The 18,033-nt window shown below is 61.8% G+C and carries 16 protein-coding genes and 2 pseudogenes; 5 read left to right on the top strand and 13 right to left on the bottom strand.

Features of this window, described 5'->3' with window-relative positions:
* Nucleotides 1-3 precede the first annotated feature (3 nt).
* The 4 genes from PCOSP_RS03460 to PCOSP_RS03445 form a co-directional block, all read right to left on the bottom strand.
* Nucleotides 4-372, bottom strand: a complete 369-nt coding sequence (locus PCOSP_RS03460) for a glyoxalase superfamily protein (protein WP_139648069.1) — start codon at nt 370-372, stop codon at nt 4-6.
* 145 nt (nt 373-517) lie between these two features.
* Nucleotides 518-1,966 carry an N-acyl-D-amino-acid deacylase family protein gene (locus PCOSP_RS03455; RefSeq protein WP_464710314.1) on the bottom strand — a complete coding sequence of 483 codons (1,449 nt, stop codon included), beginning with the start codon at nt 1,964-1,966 and terminating at the stop codon, nt 518-520.
* A gap of 1 nt (nt 1,967) precedes the next feature.
* Entirely contained in the window at nt 1,968-2,828 is an 861-nt protein-coding gene (locus PCOSP_RS03450) for a MurR/RpiR family transcriptional regulator (protein ID WP_464710313.1), read from the bottom strand.
* Between the two features lie 27 nt (nt 2,829-2,855).
* The gene (locus tag PCOSP_RS03445) at nt 2,856-4,205 is read right to left on the bottom strand and encodes a GntT/GntP/DsdX family permease (protein ID WP_464710312.1); all 1,350 of its coding nucleotides are present in this window, start codon (nt 4,203-4,205) and stop codon (nt 2,856-2,858) included.
* 360 nt (nt 4,206-4,565) lie between these two features.
* Here PCOSP_RS03445 and PCOSP_RS03440 point away from each other — a divergent pair, with 360 nt between their 5' ends.
* Nucleotides 4,566-6,011 carry a SulP family inorganic anion transporter gene (locus PCOSP_RS03440; protein ID WP_464710311.1) on the top strand — a complete coding sequence of 482 codons (1,446 nt, stop codon included), beginning with the start codon at nt 4,566-4,568 and terminating at the stop codon, nt 6,009-6,011.
* 647 nt (nt 6,012-6,658) lie between these two features.
* On the opposite strand, the gene PCOSP_RS03435 is transcribed toward PCOSP_RS03440, so the two are convergent.
* The 3 genes from PCOSP_RS03435 to mdaB all read right to left on the bottom strand — a co-directional run bounded on the left by PCOSP_RS03435 (nt 6,659) and on the right by mdaB (nt 9,205).
* The gene (locus tag PCOSP_RS03435; protein ID WP_464710310.1) at nt 6,659-7,552 is read right to left on the bottom strand and encodes an NAD-dependent epimerase/dehydratase family protein; all 894 of its coding nucleotides are present in this window, start codon (nt 7,550-7,552) and stop codon (nt 6,659-6,661) included.
* A 96-nt stretch (nt 7,553-7,648) separates the two neighbouring features.
* A complete protein-coding gene (locus PCOSP_RS03430; RefSeq protein WP_139648060.1) occupies nt 7,649-8,566 on the bottom strand; it encodes a LysR family transcriptional regulator in 918 nt (305 codons plus the stop codon).
* Between the two features lie 48 nt (nt 8,567-8,614).
* Nucleotides 8,615-9,205, bottom strand: coding sequence for an NADPH:quinone oxidoreductase MdaB (gene mdaB, locus PCOSP_RS03425; RefSeq protein WP_139648059.1), 591 nt, complete (start codon nt 9,203-9,205; stop codon nt 8,615-8,617).
* 198 nt (nt 9,206-9,403) lie between these two features.
* Between mdaB and PCOSP_RS03420 the strand changes: the two genes are divergently transcribed.
* Nucleotides 9,404-9,715 carry a putative quinol monooxygenase gene (locus PCOSP_RS03420; protein ID WP_139648057.1) on the top strand — a complete coding sequence of 104 codons (312 nt, stop codon included), beginning with the start codon at nt 9,404-9,406 and terminating at the stop codon, nt 9,713-9,715.
* Here the strand turns inward: PCOSP_RS03420 and PCOSP_RS03415 are convergent.
* Nucleotides 9,705-10,468 (bottom strand): annotated as a pseudogene (locus tag PCOSP_RS03415) (sulfite exporter TauE/SafE family protein). The gene PCOSP_RS03420 and the pseudogene PCOSP_RS03415 sit on opposite strands and share 11 nt — an antisense overlap.
* Before the next feature lie 228 nt (nt 10,469-10,696).
* Here PCOSP_RS03415 and PCOSP_RS03410 point away from each other — a divergent pair.
* Nucleotides 10,697-11,581, top strand: a complete 885-nt coding sequence (locus PCOSP_RS03410; RefSeq protein WP_139648053.1) for a LysR family transcriptional regulator — start codon at nt 10,697-10,699, stop codon at nt 11,579-11,581.
* A 100-nt stretch (nt 11,582-11,681) separates the two neighbouring features.
* Nucleotides 11,682-12,026 carry a cupin domain-containing protein gene (locus PCOSP_RS03405; protein WP_139648051.1) on the top strand — a complete coding sequence of 115 codons (345 nt, stop codon included), beginning with the start codon at nt 11,682-11,684 and terminating at the stop codon, nt 12,024-12,026.
* Nucleotides 12,027-12,100: 74 nt separating this feature from the next.
* Here PCOSP_RS03405 and mmsB read toward each other — a convergent pair whose 3' ends face one another.
* Together mmsB and PCOSP_RS03395 are read right to left on the bottom strand one after the other, a co-directional pair.
* On the bottom strand, nt 12,101-12,988 hold the full coding sequence (gene mmsB, locus PCOSP_RS03400; protein WP_258630684.1) for a 3-hydroxyisobutyrate dehydrogenase: 888 nt from the start codon (nt 12,986-12,988) through the stop codon (nt 12,101-12,103).
* A gap of 10 nt (nt 12,989-12,998) precedes the next feature.
* Nucleotides 12,999-14,525, bottom strand: a complete 1,527-nt coding sequence (locus PCOSP_RS03395) for a CoA-acylating methylmalonate-semialdehyde dehydrogenase (RefSeq protein ID WP_175386760.1) — start codon at nt 14,523-14,525, stop codon at nt 12,999-13,001.
* 139 nt (nt 14,526-14,664) lie between these two features.
* On the opposite strand from PCOSP_RS03395, the gene PCOSP_RS03390 reads away from it, so the two are divergent.
* Entirely contained in the window at nt 14,665-15,612 is a 948-nt protein-coding gene (locus tag PCOSP_RS03390; RefSeq protein ID WP_139648045.1) for a LysR family transcriptional regulator, read from the top strand.
* On the opposite strand, the gene yfiB is transcribed toward PCOSP_RS03390, so the two are convergent.
* The 3 genes and pseudogenes from yfiB to yfiR all read right to left on the bottom strand — a co-directional run bounded on the left by yfiB (nt 15,609) and on the right by yfiR (nt 17,956).
* Nucleotides 15,609-16,112, bottom strand: a complete 504-nt coding sequence (gene yfiB, locus PCOSP_RS03385; protein ID WP_464710308.1) for an outer membrane lipoprotein YfiB — start codon at nt 16,110-16,112, stop codon at nt 15,609-15,611. The genes PCOSP_RS03390 and yfiB overlap by 4 nt on opposite strands.
* A gap of 22 nt (nt 16,113-16,134) precedes the next feature.
* Nucleotides 16,135-17,384: pseudogene (dgcN, locus tag PCOSP_RS03380) on the bottom strand (diguanylate cyclase DgcN/YfiN).
* Nucleotides 17,381-17,956 (bottom strand): regulatory sequestration protein YfiR, encoded by a 576-nt coding sequence (gene yfiR / locus PCOSP_RS03375; RefSeq protein WP_139648041.1) that lies wholly within the window; start codon nt 17,954-17,956, stop codon nt 17,381-17,383. Before yfiR ends, dgcN begins: the two are co-directional and overlap by 4 nt.
* Nucleotides 17,957-18,033 lie beyond the last annotated feature (77 nt).

Raw genomic sequence — 18,033 nt, 5'->3', positions numbered from 1 at the left:
TACTCAGACACAGATCGCATCGGTGAACACCAACCGATTCCCAAACGGATCGACCACCGCCATGTCCTGGCTGCCCCAGGGCATGGCCTGGATCTGTGGACGCGCGAAGGCGTATGGCTTGGCGACCAGCTGTGCCTGAAACATTTCCAGCTCATCCGTCTCGACTCGCAGCGCCGAGCCCGGCGTGCAATCGCCATGGTGCTCGGACAAATGCAGCACGCAGTCGCCGCGGGAAACTTGCAGGTAAAGTGGAAAGTCGTCGCCAAAGCGGTGTTGCCAGTCGACGGTAAAGCCCAGGAAGTCGACGTAGAACGCCAACGCCTTGGCTTCATCGAAGATCCGCAGGACGGGGGTAGTTTTACCGAAGCTCATGGGTTGCTCCCTGGCTGAAGGACCCGTTTAGACAGGTTGAACCCACTGCTTCGGCCTTGGCGCCGGCTTCTTTAATGTCGCAGTGCCACCACCCACCGACACTGCTGTCACGTGAAGAACAGAAGTGAACCTGTGGCCAGGGAACTCATGAGCCCGTCTGTCCCTCTCTCGCCAGGAACCGCCCCTCCCTGCGTCCGTTCGCCTGCCCATCGCTGTAGCTCAGAACGCCGTTGATCCACACCCCATCAATGCCTTCGGCAGCACGTTGCGGCTCTATGAAGTCTGCGACATCACGAATGGTGTGCGGGTTGAACAGCACCAGGTCCGCCCAATGCCCTTCACGAATTTCACCGCGCTCTTTCAAGCCGAAGCGTGCCGCGGAGAGACCGGTCATTTTGTGCACGGCGGTGTGCAACGGAAAAAGTCCGATGTCACGACTGAAATGTCCCAGTACCCGTGGGAAAGCGCCCCACAAGCGTGGATGGGGAAACGGGTCTTCGGGCAAACCGTCGGAACCGATCATGGACAGCGGATGCGCGAGGATTCGCCTGACATCAGCTTCGTCCATGCCGTAGTACACCGCACCAGCCGGTTGCAAGCGGCGCGCCGCCTCCAACAACGACACCCCCCATTCGCTGGCAATGTCGACCAGGTCGCGACCGCCCATCGCTGGGTAAGGCGTCGACCAGGTGATGGTGATGGGATGGGCATCGGTCACCTGCTTGAGATCCAGTGTCGAAGAGCTTGCCGCATAGGGGTAGCAGTCACAGCCGACCGGGTGGTTCCTTGCGGCGTTCTCCAGCGCGGCAAGCACCTGCGGACTACGCCCCCAGTTCCCGACGCCGGCACATTTGAGGTGGGAGATAATCACCGGGCTCTGTGCGTGGCGTCCGATCTGGAAAGCCTCGTCAATGGCCTCGAGCACCGGTTCGAATTCGCTGCGCAGGTGAGTGGTGTAGACCGCGCCGTATGCATTCAGCTCTTCAGTCAGTTGCATGACTTCCTCGGTAGACGCTGAAAACGCGTTGGCGTAGGCGAGTCCTGTGGACAACCCCAACGCACCGTCCTCCAGGCTTTCGCGCAGTTGCTGACGCATGGCGGCGATTTCTCCCACGCTGGCCGTGCGCAACAAATCGTCCATGTGGTTACTGCGCAATGCCGTGTGGCCCACCAGGGCGGCGACGTTGATCGCCGGAGCGGCGGCTTCTACCGCGCCACGATAATCGCTGAAGCGCGGGTAAACGAATGCCTGGGCGGTGCCCAGCAAGTTCATCGGGTCCGGCGGATCGCCCCGCAGACGCACCGGTGAAGCACTGATGCCGCAGTTGCCGACGATCACCGTGGTCACACCCTGGCTGAGCTTGGGCAACATCTGCGGTTGGCGGATGACCATGGTGTCGTCGTGGGTGTGCACGTCGATGAACCCTGGGGCCACCACACGGCCAGCGGCGTCGACTTCCGCGGTGGCCCGGGCAGCGCCCAGGTCGCCGATGCGCTCGATGCGCCCGGCACGAATCGCGACATCGGCTGTATAGCCGGGCGTGTCACGGCCATCGATGACCTGCGCATTACGGATAAGGGTGTCGTACAGCATGTCAGTCTCCCAGCGGCAGGTCATCGTCGCCGCCACGGTAGTCATCCAGGGCGAGTTTGACTCGTCGCAGGCGCTCTTGATTGTCTTCGGGGTTGGCCAACGCAAGCTCAGTGGCGAGCACATCGATAGCCAGCAGCATGCCGTAGCGCGCCGCCGTGGGCTTGTAGATGAACGAGGTTTCGGCGCCTTGCAGAGGCAGCACGACATCGGCCAGTTGGGCCAGTGGGGAGCCGGCCCGGGTGATCGCCAGGATCGCCGCGCCGTAACTCCGAGCCAATTCAACGGCACCGAGCAGTTCCGGAGTGATGCCGGTGAGTGAGCAAGCAATGACCACATGCGCCTCGCTCAACGAGGTGGCGGTGATGCGCATCATCACCGGGTCGCGGCACACGGCGATCGGATAGCCGAAACGCACCAGCCGCACCTGCAACTCTTCGCTGCACAACGCCGACCAGCCACCGAGCCCGAACGCATGGATCATCCGCGCCTTGCCGAGCATCCGCACGGCATCGGCAAACTGCGTCTCCTCGAATGCCGACAGATGCTGACGCAATGTGGATTCGATATCGCCGACAATCTGCCCATAAAACGCCGATTGCTCGGGCGCGCCCGCAGGGTCGAGAAAACGGCTGCCGACTCCGCTGGCCTGGGCCAGTTGCAGCCTCAGGTCCCGCAGGTCGCGACAACCAACGGTGCGGGCGAACCGCGACAGCGTGGCGCTGCTGACTTCGGCGCGCCGAGCCAGGTCGTCCAGGCTGGCGGAGGCGGCAAATCCTACGTCGTCGAGCATCAGCCTGGCGATTCGTCCTTCGCCGGCGCTGAAGGAATCCTGACGGACGCGGATCTGGTAGAGGATGTCCATGACGGCTCCTGTGTGATTGCGTTGTGCTCAGAGCAAACGCGCGAGCCCAAGGGTCAGGCCGAAGGCGACCAGGGAGATCAGCGTTTCCAGCACGGTCCAGGTCTTGAAGGTTTGGGCAACGGTCATGTTGAAATATTCCTTGATCAGCCAGAAACCGCCGTCGTTGACGTGGGAAAAGATAACCGACCCGGCCCCGGTTGCCAGCACCAGCAACTCGGGATGGGGATAGCCCAGGCCGATCGCCACAGGCGCGACGATGCCCGAGGCAGTCGTCATCGCCACCGTGGCTGAACCGGTGGCGACCCGCATCAACGCGGCGAACAGCCAGCCCATGACCAGTGGCGACAATTGGAATTCCTGGGCCAGCCCGACGATCTGTTGCGTGACTCCGGCGTCCACCAGGATGCGGTTCAAGCCACCACCGGCGCCCACCAACAAGGTGATGCTGGCAGTGGGTGCCAGGCACTCATTGGTGAACTTGAGTATCGACTCCCGGTTAAAGCCCTGAGCCAGGCCGAGGGTCCAGAAGCTGAGGACAGTCGCCAGCAACAGCGCAATCACCGAGTTGCCGATGAACAGCAGGAACTGGTTGAAACCGCTGCCCGGCGTAGAGATCAGGTTGGCCCAGCCACCGATCAGCATCAGGATCACCGGCAACAGGATGGTCCCCAGGGTGATGCCGAAACCCGGCAGCCTGGCGCGAGGTCCGCGGTCGAGAAACTGTCGCTCCAACGGGTTCTCTGCCGGTAGCTGGATGCGCGGGACGATGAATTTCGCATACAGCGGGCCCGCGATGATGGCGGTGGGGATGCCGATCAGGATCGCGTACAGCAGGGTCTGTCCCACCGAGGCCTGGAACGCCTGCACCGCCAGCATCGCCGCCGGATGCGGCGGCACCAGGGCATGGACCACCGAGAGCCCGGCGACCATCGGCAGCCCCACCATCAGGATCGACACACCCACGCGCCGGGCGACGGTGAACGCGATGGGCACCAGCAGCACAAAACCGACTTCGAAGAACAACGGCAGCCCGACTAGGAAGGCGATGCACACCATCGCCCAATGGGCGTTTCGCTCGCCGAAACGTTCGATCAGGGTCTGCGCCATCCGCTCCGCACCGCCGGACTCGGCCATCATCTTGCCGAGCATCGTACCCAGGGCCACCACCAGCGCGATGTGCCCCAGCGTCTTGCCCACACCGGCCTCATACGCCCCCACCACACCCGACGGCGGCATCCCCGCCAACAGCGCGAGACCGATGGAGACCAGCGTGATCACAATGAACGGGTTGAGCCGGTAGCGGGCGATCAGGACAATCAGCGCAATGATGGCGATGGCCGCGTAGACCAGTAGCCAATAACCGAAAGCAGGTGCCATGCGGTACTCCTTGAACAGGGTCACGTCTATGAGTTGTGAAACTCATAAATCATTTCAAGGAACAATCTTCAAATGCTTTGAAAATAACTTTCGTGCCTGGATAAGACCTGTCGCTGACGGACATCGCGAAGCAATCGTCATGAAAATCCATCGCGAAACTTTCATGCCTGTGGGAGCAAAGCTTGCTCGCGACAGCGCCAGACCCGCCAATGCCGTTGCGACTGACTTGTCTGGATCGCGAGCAAGCTTTGCTCCCACAGGTCCACTGTTCCTACGTCCGGCAATTGCGTACCATCCTTCTGCTTTTTGCACCACGTCCCCCGGCAGCCGACTCCCAACCGGCGCCCAGTCAGGTAAACCATGAAACCAGCACGCCTTCGCGCCGACGTCCTCGCCGGCCTCACCACGTCTTTCGCCTTGCTCCCCGAATGTATCGCCTTCGCCCTGGTGGCCCATCTCAACCCACTGATGGGGCTGTACGGCGCTTTCATCATCTGCACCCTGACCGCGCTGTTTGGCGGACGGCCGGGCATGGTGTCAGGCGCAGCGGGGTCGATGGCGGTGGTGATCGTCGCACTGGTAGTGCAACACGGCGTGCAGTACCTGCTGGCCACGGTGTTGCTGGGTGGGCTGATCATGATGGCATTCGGGCTGTTGCGGCTGGGCAAGCTGGTGCGCATGGTGCCGCACCCGGTGATGCTCGGCTTCGTCAACGGCCTGGCGATTGTCATTGCACTGGCCCAACTGGAGCATTTCAAGAACGGTGAGGCCTGGCTCAGTGGCGCACCGTTGTACTGGATGGCGGGCCTGGTGGCGCTGACCATGGCCATTGTCTACTTACTGCCACGCCTGACCCGTAGCGTGCCGCCAGCCCTGGTGGCGATTCTCGGGGTCGGCCTGGCGGTCTACCTGCTCGGCCTGCCCACCCGCACGCTGGGCGACATGGCACACATTGCCGGTGGCCTACCCGACTTTGCCTTGCCGGGCATTCCCTGGAACCTGGAAACCCTGCAGATCGTGCTGCCCTATGCGGTGATCATGGCAATGGTCGGTTTGCTGGAAACCCTGTTGACCCTGAACCTGACCGACGAAATCACCGAAAGCCGCGGTTATCCGGACCGCGAGTGCGTGGCGCTCGGCGCGGCCAATATCGCCTCCGGCCTGTTCGGCGGCATGGGCGGTTGCGCCATGATCGGCCAGACGGTGATCAACCTCAGCTCGGGGGGACGCGGCCGGTTGTCCGGGGCGGTGGCCGGGGTGATGGTACTGCTGTTTGTCTTGTTCCTGTCGCCACTGATCGAGCGCATCCCGCTTGCTGCCCTGGTGGGCGTGATGTTCGTCGTGGCGCAGCAGACCTTTGCCTGGGCCTCGCTGCGGGTGATCAACAAGGTGCCGGTGAATGATGTGCTGGTCATCATGGCCGTGACCCTCATCACCGTGTTCACCGACCTGGCCGTGGCGGTACTGTGCGGGATCATCGTCGCAGCGCTCAACTTCGCCTGGGTACAGGCCCGGGAACTCTACGCCGATACCCATCTGGAGGCTGACGGCAGCAAACTCTATCGCCTGCACGGCACGCTGTTCTTCGCCTCGACCACGCCGTTCCTCAACCAATTCGACCCGACGAACGATCCAACCCACGTGACCCTGGACTGCCGTCACCTGCGCTTCGTCGACTACTCGGCCATCGCCGCGCTGAAGACCCTGCGTGAACGCTACAGCAAGGCCGGCAAACACCTGCGGGTGTTCCACCTCTCAGAGCGCTGCAAGCAGATGCTCAAGCGTGCCGGCGTGCACCACGACTGATGCAACTGTGGGAGCGGGCTTGCTCGCGAAAGCGGTCTATCAGCCGACTCAAGATTGACCGGCCTGACGCCATCGCGAGCGGGCTCGCTCCCACAGGGGAACCGGGTTGGATCGGGATTTATGGTCGTCGCTGAACAACTGTGGGAGCGAGCCTGCTCGCGATGGCGATGCATCAGCCAACCCAGGATTGACCGATCTGACGCCATCGCGAGCGGGCTCGCTCCCACAGGGGAACCGGGTTGGATCGGGATTTTGTGGTCGTCGCTGAACAACTGTGGGAGCGAGCCTGCTCGCGATAGCGGTGCATCAGCCAACTCAGGATTGGCCGGTCTGACGCCTTCCCGAGCAAGCCCGCTCCCACAGGGGGACCGGGCTGGATCGGGATTTTGTGGTCGTCGCTGAACAACTGTGGGAGCGAGCCTGCTCGCGATGGCGATGCATCAGCCAACCCAGGATTGACCGATCTGACGCCATCGCGAGCGGGCTCGCTCCCACAGGGGAACCGGGTTGGATCGGGATTTTATGGTCGTCGCGGAACAACTGTGGGAGCGAGCCTGCTCGCGATGGCGGTGCATCAGCCAACTCATGATTGACCGGTCTGACGCCTTCGCGAGCAAGCCCGCTCCCACAGGGGGAAGTGCTGCGTCTTACACCATTTCGTTGAGAATCCACTCCACCACCGACGTCCGCTTCGGTGCCCAGCCCAGCAGTTCGCGGGCATGCAGTCCTCGCACGCGGCTGTTGGAGCCCAGGCCGTAGTTGGCCATTTCATAGCCCCACTCGGCCTCGGCATCGGCCAGCGGCCAGTCCTGGGGTTCGCCAAGGTTCAGCGCCCGGGCCATGGCCGTGGTCATGTCGAGGAACGAGGCCTCGCCGCTTTCGACGAAGTAGAACGTGCCAGGCAGGTTGCGGGTCAGGGCGAGCCGGTACAACTCGACCACGTCCTCGATGTGCACGTTGGACCAGATATTCCGCCCCGGTCCGACATGCCGCACCACCCCGCTTTTACGAGCCTGCTTGAGCAGGCGCGGCAGTTGCACGCTGTCGCGTTTGACACCCAGGCTGTGGCCGTAGATCAAGGTGTTGCAGATCACCGCCGAGTTCACGCCGTCCTTCGCCGCGTCAAGGACGAGGTTGTCGATCGCGACACGATCAGCCTTGTCGACGGTAGGCTCCGGCAGGTTGTTCTCCTGGTAGATGTCAGCGCTGGCAAGACCACCCGAAGCATCGCCGACAATGCTCGAACCGCTGGTGTGCAGCAGGACCTTGCTCGAGCCCCTCAGACCCTCGAGCAGCGCTTCGACCGCGCCGCGATGGTCGCTGCTGGCGGCGTTGATCACCGCATCGGCGGCGCGGGCCTGTGCGGTCAGCAACGCGCTGTCTTCCAGGGTACCGATCACCGGCTGGATACCCAGGGCAGTGAGCTCTCTCGCCTGCTCGGCGCTGCGTACCAGGCCGATGACTTGATACCCGGCCCGAACCAGACCGGTGGCAATGGAGCCGCCAATAAAACCGGCAGCACCAGTGACGAATACGTTCATGGAAAAACTCCTTGGCAGGATCAGTGATGGAACGAGTATCGAGGACCGATCCTTGGCGAAACAGTCCACATTGCCCAAATCACTCTTGCCTTGAAGTCACGAATCAGTCTCAAAATCCCGCGAGGCGTATTCGGCGAGTTTGTCCTGGATGAAGTCCAGAAAGCACTGAATGCGCAACGCCAACTGAGAGTTGCGGTAGTAGACGGCGTTAATGGGCTGGCGGTACCCGCTATTGGTCTCGGCCAGCAGCACCTTCAATCGACCGGCACGGATGTCGTCGCGGGTCATGAAATCCGACAGACAGGCGATGCCCTGCCCTTGCAGCGCCAGGTGGCGCACCGTTTCGCCACTGGACGCGCTGATGGCCGCCTGGATGGGCCAACGGTCGCCGTGAAGATGGCGCAGAGGCCATTGGTTGAGGCCATCGTTCTGGGCAAACCCCAGCAATGCATGCTCCGTCAGTTCAGCGACGGTTGAAGGCGTGCCGTGCCGCTCCAGATAGGCAGGGCTGGCCAGGATGTGCAACGGACTGCAACCCAGGGGACGGGCATGCAACGTCGAATCGGTGAGGGCGCCGATGCGGATGGCGACGTCGGTGCTCTGCTCCAGCAAATCAATGATCAGGTCATTGGTGTTGAGCTCGAGCTGGATGTCCGGGTAGAGCCTGCGGAACTCATCGATGTGCGGCACGATGGCATGCAGCATGAACGGCGACGCAGCGTTGATCCGCAACCGTCCTGAAGGCTTCTGCTGGCGGGAGGACAAGCGTTCCTCCAACGCTTCCAGTTGGTCGAGAATGCTTTTGGCCTGTTCGAAGAAATACCGGCCCTCCTCGGTCAGGTCCATGCGTCGAGTGGTGCGGTTGATCAGCGTGGTGTCGAGCTTGGCTTCCAGTCGGGACAACGTGCGACTGACCGCCGACGGCGTCTGCCCGACCTGCTCGGCGGCGGCGGAAATCGACCCGCACTCGATCACGCAGACGAAGATCTGCAACTCGTCGGATCTGGCTTTCACAAATGTCCTCTCATCGGATGCACAGTCAATGTGGCGAGAGTAGCCGGATTACCGCGAAAGGCCGAATACCTCGATCAAATGCTGTTCATACCGCGCCACATCAGCCTCTATGTTCGGACGCTTCATCACGTCGACGCACAGGAAGGTCGGCAAGCCGGTCATGCCCAGGAACTGGTTGGCCTTGTGGAACGGGAAATACACCGCGTCCACACCCTTGCCTTCGAAGAAGTCGGTCGGATCATCGAAGGCCTGCTGCGGGGCGTTCCAGGTCAGCGACAACATGTATTGCTTGCCATGCACCAGGCCACCGCTGCCGTACTTCTGCGAGGCGTCGGAGCGGGTGCGGCCGTCGCTGGCGTAGAGACTGCCATGACCTTCGGTGAACACTTCGTCGATGTACTTCTTCACGGTCCATGGCGCGCCCATCCACCAGCCCGGCATCTGATAGATGACGACATCGGCCCAGAGAAACTTGGCGACCTCTTCCTTGATGTCGTAGCCACCGTCAATGAACGTGCTTTTCACGTCCAGGCCACCACGGTCCAACACACTCAGGGCCGTGTCGTGGAGGGTCGCGTTGTAGCGGCCGTCGGAGTGAGCGAATTGTTTACCACCGTTGAGCAGCAGGACTTTTTTCATGGGGAGCCTCATCGGGTCCATGGCGAGCGCCACGCAGGGCTGCCGAATGGAAAGGGTTGGAAAAGATGGGGGGCAGACTACCGATGAGCGTCACGCGGAGTAAGCGCAACCGAGGCAAAACTGTTTTGACCTACATGCACGAATCAACAGCCGATTGTTGCCGTAGGATTCAACTCACTTTCACTCAGGAGACACGCGATGAGCGAACTGCATGGTTTCATCCTCCACGCCAAAACCCGCCCGGAAAAAGCCGAAGCCTTCGAAGCCCTGTTTCGCGCCTACGTCGAACCGAGTCGCGCCGAACCGGGCTGCATCGAATATCACATGCTGCGGGACCAACAGGATCCGACGCTGTTTATCTTCTATGAAATCTGGCAATCCCAGGCCCACCTGGACGTGCATTCGAATCTGCCACACATGAAGCAGTTCTTTGAACACCGCATGGATTACCTGGAGCGCGACTTCGAGATCCGCCGCGTCGAGATGCTGAGTGCCTCGTCTAGCCGCTGATCAGCAAATGAGTGCCAAGGCCGCCAAGGCCAATGAAAAACACCCGCCGAAATAACATGGCGCTGATCCGTTGGCGCAACCACTGCCCCAGCCACATCCCCAGCAGCGCCGGTGCCAACGCCAGCATCGACGCGCTCAGTTCCCCCCGCCCAAGGCGCCGCGCCACAACAGGCCGGCCGCCAGGGCCAATGTCGATACGGTGAAGGACAGACCCAGGGCCTGCACCAACTCGTCCTTGCTCAAGCCCAGTGCTTGCAGATAAGGCACCGCCGGAATGACAAATACACCCGTGGCGGACGTGATGACACCGGTCAGCAGCCCGCAGAGCGGGGCGAGCCAGGGTTCAACGTGGCCGCCGACCCGGAGCGTCGGCAGCGCCAGTCCACTCAGGGCGTATACCAATAACGCGCCGCCCAAGGCCCGCACCACCCAGGGACCGCCCGCCATGCCAATCCACAAGGTTCCAAGGCCGGTGCCGAGGAAAATCGCCAGCAACAGCGGCCACAAGCGCCGGATCAAGGTACGCAAGTGACCGCCGAAGGCCAGTTGCCAGAGGTTGGTCAAAGTGGCCGGGATGATGAGCAATGCGGCAGCCTGCACCGGAGCCATAGCCAGCCCGAGTAACCCCATGGAAATGGTCGGCAGGCCGAGGCCGATCACCCCCTTGATCGTACCGGCCAGCAGGAACGTGGCGATGACCAACAGCGATAGCGCCGGCCCGAGGTTCTGATAGAAAGCGATGAAGGTGTCCATGGGGCTATCCTGGGCCCAAGCGGATTGTTTTGAAATCTGCCATATACTGAGCCTGCCTCTTGCTCAACAAGAGGCTGAAGACTTTGGTGGTGCTACTGGCCCCTTCGCGAGCAGGCTCGCTCCCACAGGGTGAACACAAATCTTGTGCTCACACCGATCACTGTGGGAGCGAGCCTGCTTGCGATGGCAATCCATCAGATACCAAAAAACCCGGCACAGGATCCCCCCATGCACTTCGACCTCACCGACCTGCGCCTCTACCTGAACATCCTCGATACCGGCAACATCACCGCCGGTGCAACCCGCAGTCACCTGTCCCTGGCGGCGGCGAGTGCGCGGGTCCGTGCCATGGAAGCGTCCCTGGGCACCGAATTGCTCGAACGCGGGCGGCGTGGCGTGACGCCCACGCCGGCCGGCAAGGCCCTGGCGCAGCATGCCCGGGTGTTGCTGCAACACGCGGAGCACTTGCAGCAGGATTTGGCGGAGTACGCCAAGGGGGTCAAGGGCCGGGTACGGCTGCTGTGCAACACCAGCGCCATGAGCGAATACCTGCCCGAGTTGCTGGCCACTTTCCTCAAGGACCATCCCAATCTCGACATCGACCTGCAGGAACTGCCCAGCTCACGCATCACCCATGCCTTGCGCCAGGGTGCGGCAGACCTGGGTGTGGTATCCGACGCAGTCGACACCGATGACCTTCAGACCCGGCCTTTTCGCAACGATCCACTGGTATTGATCCTACCGTCCGAACATCCATTGGCCGACGGTCGCGCGGTGAGCTTCAGCGAAACCCTCCATCATGATTACGTGGGCCTGAACGCCTCCAACGCCCTGGCGGTGTACCTCGAGGAGCAGGCCCTGCACACCGGGCTGCGCATGCGGATCCGCATTCGCGCCGACAGTTTCGATGGGATGATTCGCATGGTGGCCCATGGCGCAGGTATCGCCATCGTGCCGAGGGCCGCCATCGACCGTCGATCTGCCGGGCCATCGTATCGGTGCGTGCCGCTGCACGAGGCCTGGGCACAACGGGCCCTGTTGTTGGCGGCTCGTAATTTCGAGGCGTTGCCGGCCTATGCCAAGGCTCTCGCCGTGCATCTGTCCGAGCATTGATTTGCGTTTCTGGGTAGCCCGATGTCGAGTACAGACAACTGGAGGAACGCAGACGCCTATAGGGTGCCTCTTCAGCTTACGTCCATTGCCCGGAGTCCACATGACCGCACCTATCACCGTCCTGCGCGATACCCATCCGCTGCCCGTACTCGATGCCTGCAAATGGGAGAAGCTCGCAGGCGACCCGCATACCGTCAACCTCAACGCCTACACCAGCGAAGATGGCAGCAAAATCATGGGCACCTGGATCTGCACGCCGGGCAAATGGTACGTGGAATACGTAAAGTGGGAATACTGCCACTTCCAGGAAGGCTACTGCATCATCACCCCGGAAGGCATGGAACCCATCCATCTGCGGGCCGGTGACATCTTTGTCATCGAGCCTGGGATGAAAGGCACCTGGGAAGTGGTTGAAACCGTGCGCAAATACTTCGTCTTTGCCTGACGCGGTTCGATATATCTGCGGCACGTGTGGCGAGGACACTGCACTCACGCCCCTCGCCACGTTCCGCCTCGCGTTTATTGAGGCTTGCGATAGCTGTTAACGATGGCCGAAAAATCCTTGCCGCCCTCGCCTCTCTGGCTCATCGCTTGATATAGCTGCTGCGCCACTGCACCCAGCACCACCGGCTGATGAACCTGCCTCGCGGCTTCGGTGGCCAGGCCCAGATCCTTGAGCATCAGGTCGGCACCGAAACCACCGGTGTAGCCACGGGAGGCGGGTGCCGTTTCGATCACGCCCGGCCATGGGTTGTAGGTATCCGAACTCCAGCAACGCCCCGTGGAACTGTTGATGATGCCGGCCAGCACCTGGGTGTCGATTCCCAAGGCATCGCCCAGGGCCATGGCCTCGCTGACGCCCACCATCGAGATGCCCAACAGCAGGTTGTTACAAATCTTGGCGATCTGGCCGGTGCCGACTTCGCCGCAATGGACGATGTTACGGCCCATCTGCGCCAACACCGGTTGCAAGGTGGCGAACAACTCGGCGGTGGCCCCGACCATGAAGGTCAACGTGCCAGCCGCCGCACCACCGGTGCCACCCGAGACCGGCGCATCGGCCATCGCCACGCCTTGCTTGGCGGCAGCAGCGGCGACGTCGCGAGCGGTCTGCGGATCGATCGTGCTGCAATCAACCGCTGGCGTACCGGCGGCAATGCCGGCCAGCACGCCGTCTTCACCCAACCAGACGCTGCGCACATGAGCGGCGGCCGGCAGCATGGTAATCACCAGCGCCGCGCCTTGGGCCGCATCGCGAGGCGAGGCACTGACCGTGCCGCCCAATGCCGCGAGTTCGGCCAGCACGGTCTGGTTCAGGTCGAACAGGTTCAGCGAATGGCCGGCCTTGAGCAGGTTGCGCGCCATGGGCGCGCCCATGTTGCCCAGGCCGATAAATGCGATGTTCATGTCCGACTCCTTAGCGCAGGTTGATGGTGGTGTTCACGCCGTCATTGACGCTGTCATCATCGAACCAGCGCGCGGTAACGGTCTTGGTCTGAGTGTAGAACTGCACCACCTGTTTGCCGTACGGACCAAGGTCACCGAGTTTCGAACCGCGGGAGCCGGTGAAGCTGAAAAACGGCACCGGCACCGGAATCGGGATATTGATCCCTACCTGACCGACGTCGATTTCACTCTGGAACTTGCGCGCCGCCGCGCCGCTTTGGGTGAACAGGCCTGTGCCATTGCCAAACGGGTTGGCGTTGACCAGGGCAATCGCCTCGTCGAGGGTGTCGACTTCCAGCACCACCAGCACCGGCCCGAAAATCTCTTCGGTGTAGATACGCATGTCGGTGGTCACGCCGGAAAACAGCGTTGGCCCGACGAAGTTGCCCTGTTCGAAGCCCGGCACGCTGACGCCCCGGCCATCGAGTTCCAGCTTCGCGCCCTGCTGCACGCCGCTCTCGATCAATTCGAGGATCCGCGCCTTGGCCCGCTTGGAAATCACCGGGCCGATGTCGGTGCCCGGCTCACTCCCGGCGTTGACCTTGAGTTTCTGCGCCAGCGTTTTCAGGTCCGGCAGCCATTGCCTGGCCGCGCCCACCATCACCACCACGGAGGTCGCCATGCAACGCTGGCCCGCCGCGCCGAAACCGGCCCCCACCAGGGCATTGAGGGTTTGTTCGCGATTGGCATCCGGCAGCACCACCGCGTGGTTCTTCGCCCCCATCATCGACTGCACGCGCTTGCCATGACGTCCCGCCAGGTCATACACATGGGTGCCGACCGCCGTCGAGCCGACAAACGAAACGGCTTTGATGTCCTTGTGAGTGCAAAGCGCATCCACCACGTCCTTGCCGCCATGCACCACGTTGAGCACACCCGCCGGCACACCGGCTTCGACCGCCAGTTCGACCAGCAACATGGTCGACAGCGGATCCTGTTCCGATGGCTTGAGGACAAAGGTGTTGCCGCAGGCGATGGCCATCGGGAACATCCACAGCGGAATCATCGCCGGGAAGTTGAACGGCGTGATGCCCGCGCAGACACCGATCGGCTGGCGCAGCGTGTAGGTGTCTACGCCACCGGCGACGTTCTCGGCAAACTCGCCCATCTGCAGGGTGCCGATGGAGCAGGCGTGCTCGACCACTTCCAGGCCACGGAAAATATCGCCTTCGGCGTCCGCGAGGGTCTTGCCCTGCTCCGCGCTGAGCACGGCGGCAATGCGTTTGGAATGTTCGCGAATCAACGCCTGGAGCTTGAGCATGATGCGCATGCGCGCACCGATGGGCGTCAGCTTCCAGGTCTGGAAGGCACGCTGGGCAGCGGCAATGGCAGAATCGACTTCCGATGCGGTGGCAAACGGGACCTTCGCCAACACTTGCTGGGTGGCCGGGTTGACGATGTCGTGCCATTCGCTGGAACGGGATTCAACCCACTCGCCGTCGATCAACAGCTTGACGGTCTGCAGGGTGGTGTCACTGGGCGTGAGGGAAACGTTCATGCTGGCCTCCGGGATTGTTCTTATAGAGAGCGTTGATTCAGCAGAGACCAAGGCGCAAAAGACACCTTGGTGATGAGACGATTTTTGGAGTATAGATGTGCAAACTTCTAATAAGAACGCACATAAAAACCGGTCCATCATGCAAAAAAACATCACCTCCCTCGGTTCGCTGAACTGGGACGACCTCAAGTTTTTCCTCGAAGTGGCCCGCACCCGCAAAGCCAGCACGGCAGCCAAGCGCCTCGGCGTCGACTACACCACGGTGTCGCGACGCATCAGCTCGCTGGAAGCTTCATTGGGAACGCTGCTGTTCGAAAAATCCCGGACCAACGGCTTCGTGCTGACCGCCGAAGGGCAACGCCTGCTGAGCTACGCCGAATCGATTGAAAGCACCCTGCACATGGCCTGCGAACAGGTGTCCGGCTCGGGCGTCGCGCTGTCCGGTCATGTGCGCATGGGCTGCACGGAAGGCTTTGGCAGCTACTTCATCACCCCGCAACTGAGCCACTTCGTCGACGCCTATCCCGCCATCTCGGTGGACATTCTGCCGCTGCCGCACTTCATCAGCCTCTCCAAGCGCGAGGCCGACATTGTCATCGCTCTGGAACGCCCCGAACATGGCCCCTACGTATGCTGCAAACTGTGTGACTACCGGTTGCAGCTCTATGCCACCCAGCCCTATCTGGACAGCCATCCGCCCATCCACCGTCCGTCCGACCTGAGCAAGCACTCGTTCATCAGCTACGTGGATGACCTGGCGTTCAGTTCAGAGCTGCTCTACCTGGCAAACGTGCTACCCGACGCCAGCGCCCATCTGCGCAGTACCAGCGTGATTGCGCAGTTCGTGGCGGCGCAGCAAGGACGTTCGCTGGCGATTCTGCCGTGCTTCCTCGCCGCCCAGGATCCACGGTTGCTGCCGGTATTGCCGGAGGACATCACTATCACCCGGCAGTTCTGGATGTACTGCCGGGAGGATCTGCGCAAGCTCAAGCGGATTACGTTGTTGTGGGATTACATCAGAGAGGTGACCGAACAGAATCGGGCCCTGCTGATGGGCGAGACCCGGGAAATGGTATTTGCCGATTAATCGGCAATGACCACAATGGCCACACGACGGTTCTCCGTCCGGCCTTCGACTGTGTCGTTGGATGCGACCGGTTTGCTGCTGCCCAGGCCGCGGGACTGAATGTTTTCTTCGCGCATGCCAACGCCAATCAGCACCTTGCTCACGCTATTGGCCCGACGTATCGACAGTTGATCGTTATAGGCCTGGGAACCCGATGCATCGGTATGACCATCGACGCGTACCCGTTCGATTCCAGCCTCCAGCAGCGCCTTGCCGATTCGCTCGACGATTTCTGTGCTGGCTTCATTCAGGCTTTCCACGTCGCTGCCAAACAGTACCTTGCCCGACAGACCGAACGCCCAACCCTCGTCGGTCAGTTTGAACCCTTGCTGCTTGAGCACGGCAATCTGCGCAGGTGTAAGGCCTTTTGGCGGTGCCGTCTGGCAACCGCTCAGGGCCAGGACGGCCATGAACACAAATGAAATGAATATTTGCAGGACAGATTGAGGGTATGAACGCACGCGTCAGCTCCTGGTTTTGAAGTTAGGCAACGGGGTGCTCCGTCCCCATCGAATGTTGGCCGCCTCGGGCAAGGCGCTTGGCCTGGTACATCGCTGCGTCGGCGGCATGCAGCAAGGCGCCTGGAGTGGCGCCATGATCGGGATAAACCGCAATGCCGACGCTGAGCGAGGTCAGCACCGAAGCGTTACCGGGCAATTGAATCGGTACATCCATGCTGGCGATGATCTTCTCAGCGATCCGTTCGGCGTCCTCGAGCTTGTGCAACGGTGCAAGCAGCACCGCGAACTCGTCCCCCCAAGGCGCGCCACCAGGTCATCCTCACGAAGCTGGGCACGGACCCGGGTCGCCACCGCCGTCAGCACGGCATCACCGGCAGCGTGACCGAAATTGTCATTGATGCCCTTGAACCGATCACTGTCCAGGTACAACACCGCCACCTGCTCATCGAGCTTGCTGGCATTGCGCAAGGCACGAATCAGCCGGCCTTCGAAAAACGCCCGGTTCGGCAGTCCGGTCAGGCTGTCGTGGCTGGCCTGATGGGCCAGGGTTTCGTTCTCGCTCTGCAGGTGGGTCTGCCAGGATTCAAGTTCGGCGAGCAACGCGTTGAAGTCGTTACCCAGATTATCCAGTTCAGCAATGGCAGCCGGCGGCACCCGTCGATCCAGGGCTCGCTCGCTGCGTGCCGCGTGGGCCACATCCGCCAGGCTGCGCAGGGGGCCGGTGATCGCCTGCAACTGGCGCCGGGCCAAGTACAACGCCACCCAGGCACTCACCGCCGTGCACACGATGATCCCCGCCAGACCGCTGAGCAAAAAGCGCAACAGGCTGCCGCCATGCCCCGCCAGGTGGACACTGCCAACGGCCTGCCCTTGATGAAGGATCGGCATGCTGATGGGTTTTTCCAGGAATGCCTTGGCGATGTGCATCTCCAGTTCCGACAGCAGACCGGTTTCCGGTCGCTGCCAATGCGCCAACAGACGGCCATGCTCATTGAATACCCGGGCATCGGCGACCTCTTCGGTGGTGGCAATCAATGCCAGCGCCTCGGTGGCTGCCACCGAGTCATCGAATACAACGGCCGCCTCCACGGTGTAGTTGATCGACCGAGCAATCAGGTGCAGGTTGTGATCAGCGTAAACCCGTAACGCCAGTACCCCCAGCAACGTCAGGGAGACACTGGCCATGGCCACCGCCACCAGCGCAACGATCAGATGGCCGCGACCGATGACCGAGCCCAGGGTGGGACGGATACGCGAGGCTGGCAGGTTCATGGCGCCGCTGACCTGCGACGTGAAAGTTGCAAGACACTCGGGTGGATGCGTACGCCACTGCGCGCGACCGAATCGAGGTTGACCTCGAACGCCACTTGTTCATCACCCACCCGCAGACAGAACAGGCTGCCCACGGTGCACTGGTCACCGCCTTCGCTGATGCTCAATACCGGTTTGCCGGACAAGGAAGCGAACAGTTGAGCGTGCTCATCGGCGGTCAGCCTGCCGACATAGACCGCGTTGCATTCATCGGCGATGCCGGGGTGATCTGCCAGCAAGCGCTGCACGTTCACCGTTCGACCAGTGGCTTGGATTGTGCCTTTGACCAGATCGTCGGTGTATTGGGTCGGCCCGACAATGCAGAGCTGCAGTTGGGTTGGCTCCACAGGCCAACGGGCGTAGCTGAGAATGCCCAATACGACCTGGGTCACCGCCTCGGCCCGCACTTGCGCGTGAGTCACGGGCTCTTGGTTTTCAGCCACCAGGACAGGCGACAGCAAACACAAAAAACTGGCGAGCAGATAATGCCTCCAGTCCTTGGCGCGCAGTGCTTGCCGAACAGCCCCACCCATGGAAAATCTCTTGATCGATCCAGTAAATGTCGGAACGATAGCACAGTGCCAAAAAGCCAGCGAGACAACGCCTTTAC

Source organism: Pseudomonas sp. MAFF 730105, from assembly GCF_055380705.1.
The sequence above is the reverse complement of the archived record's forward strand: the minus strand, read 5'-3'. Positions and strand labels throughout refer to the sequence as shown.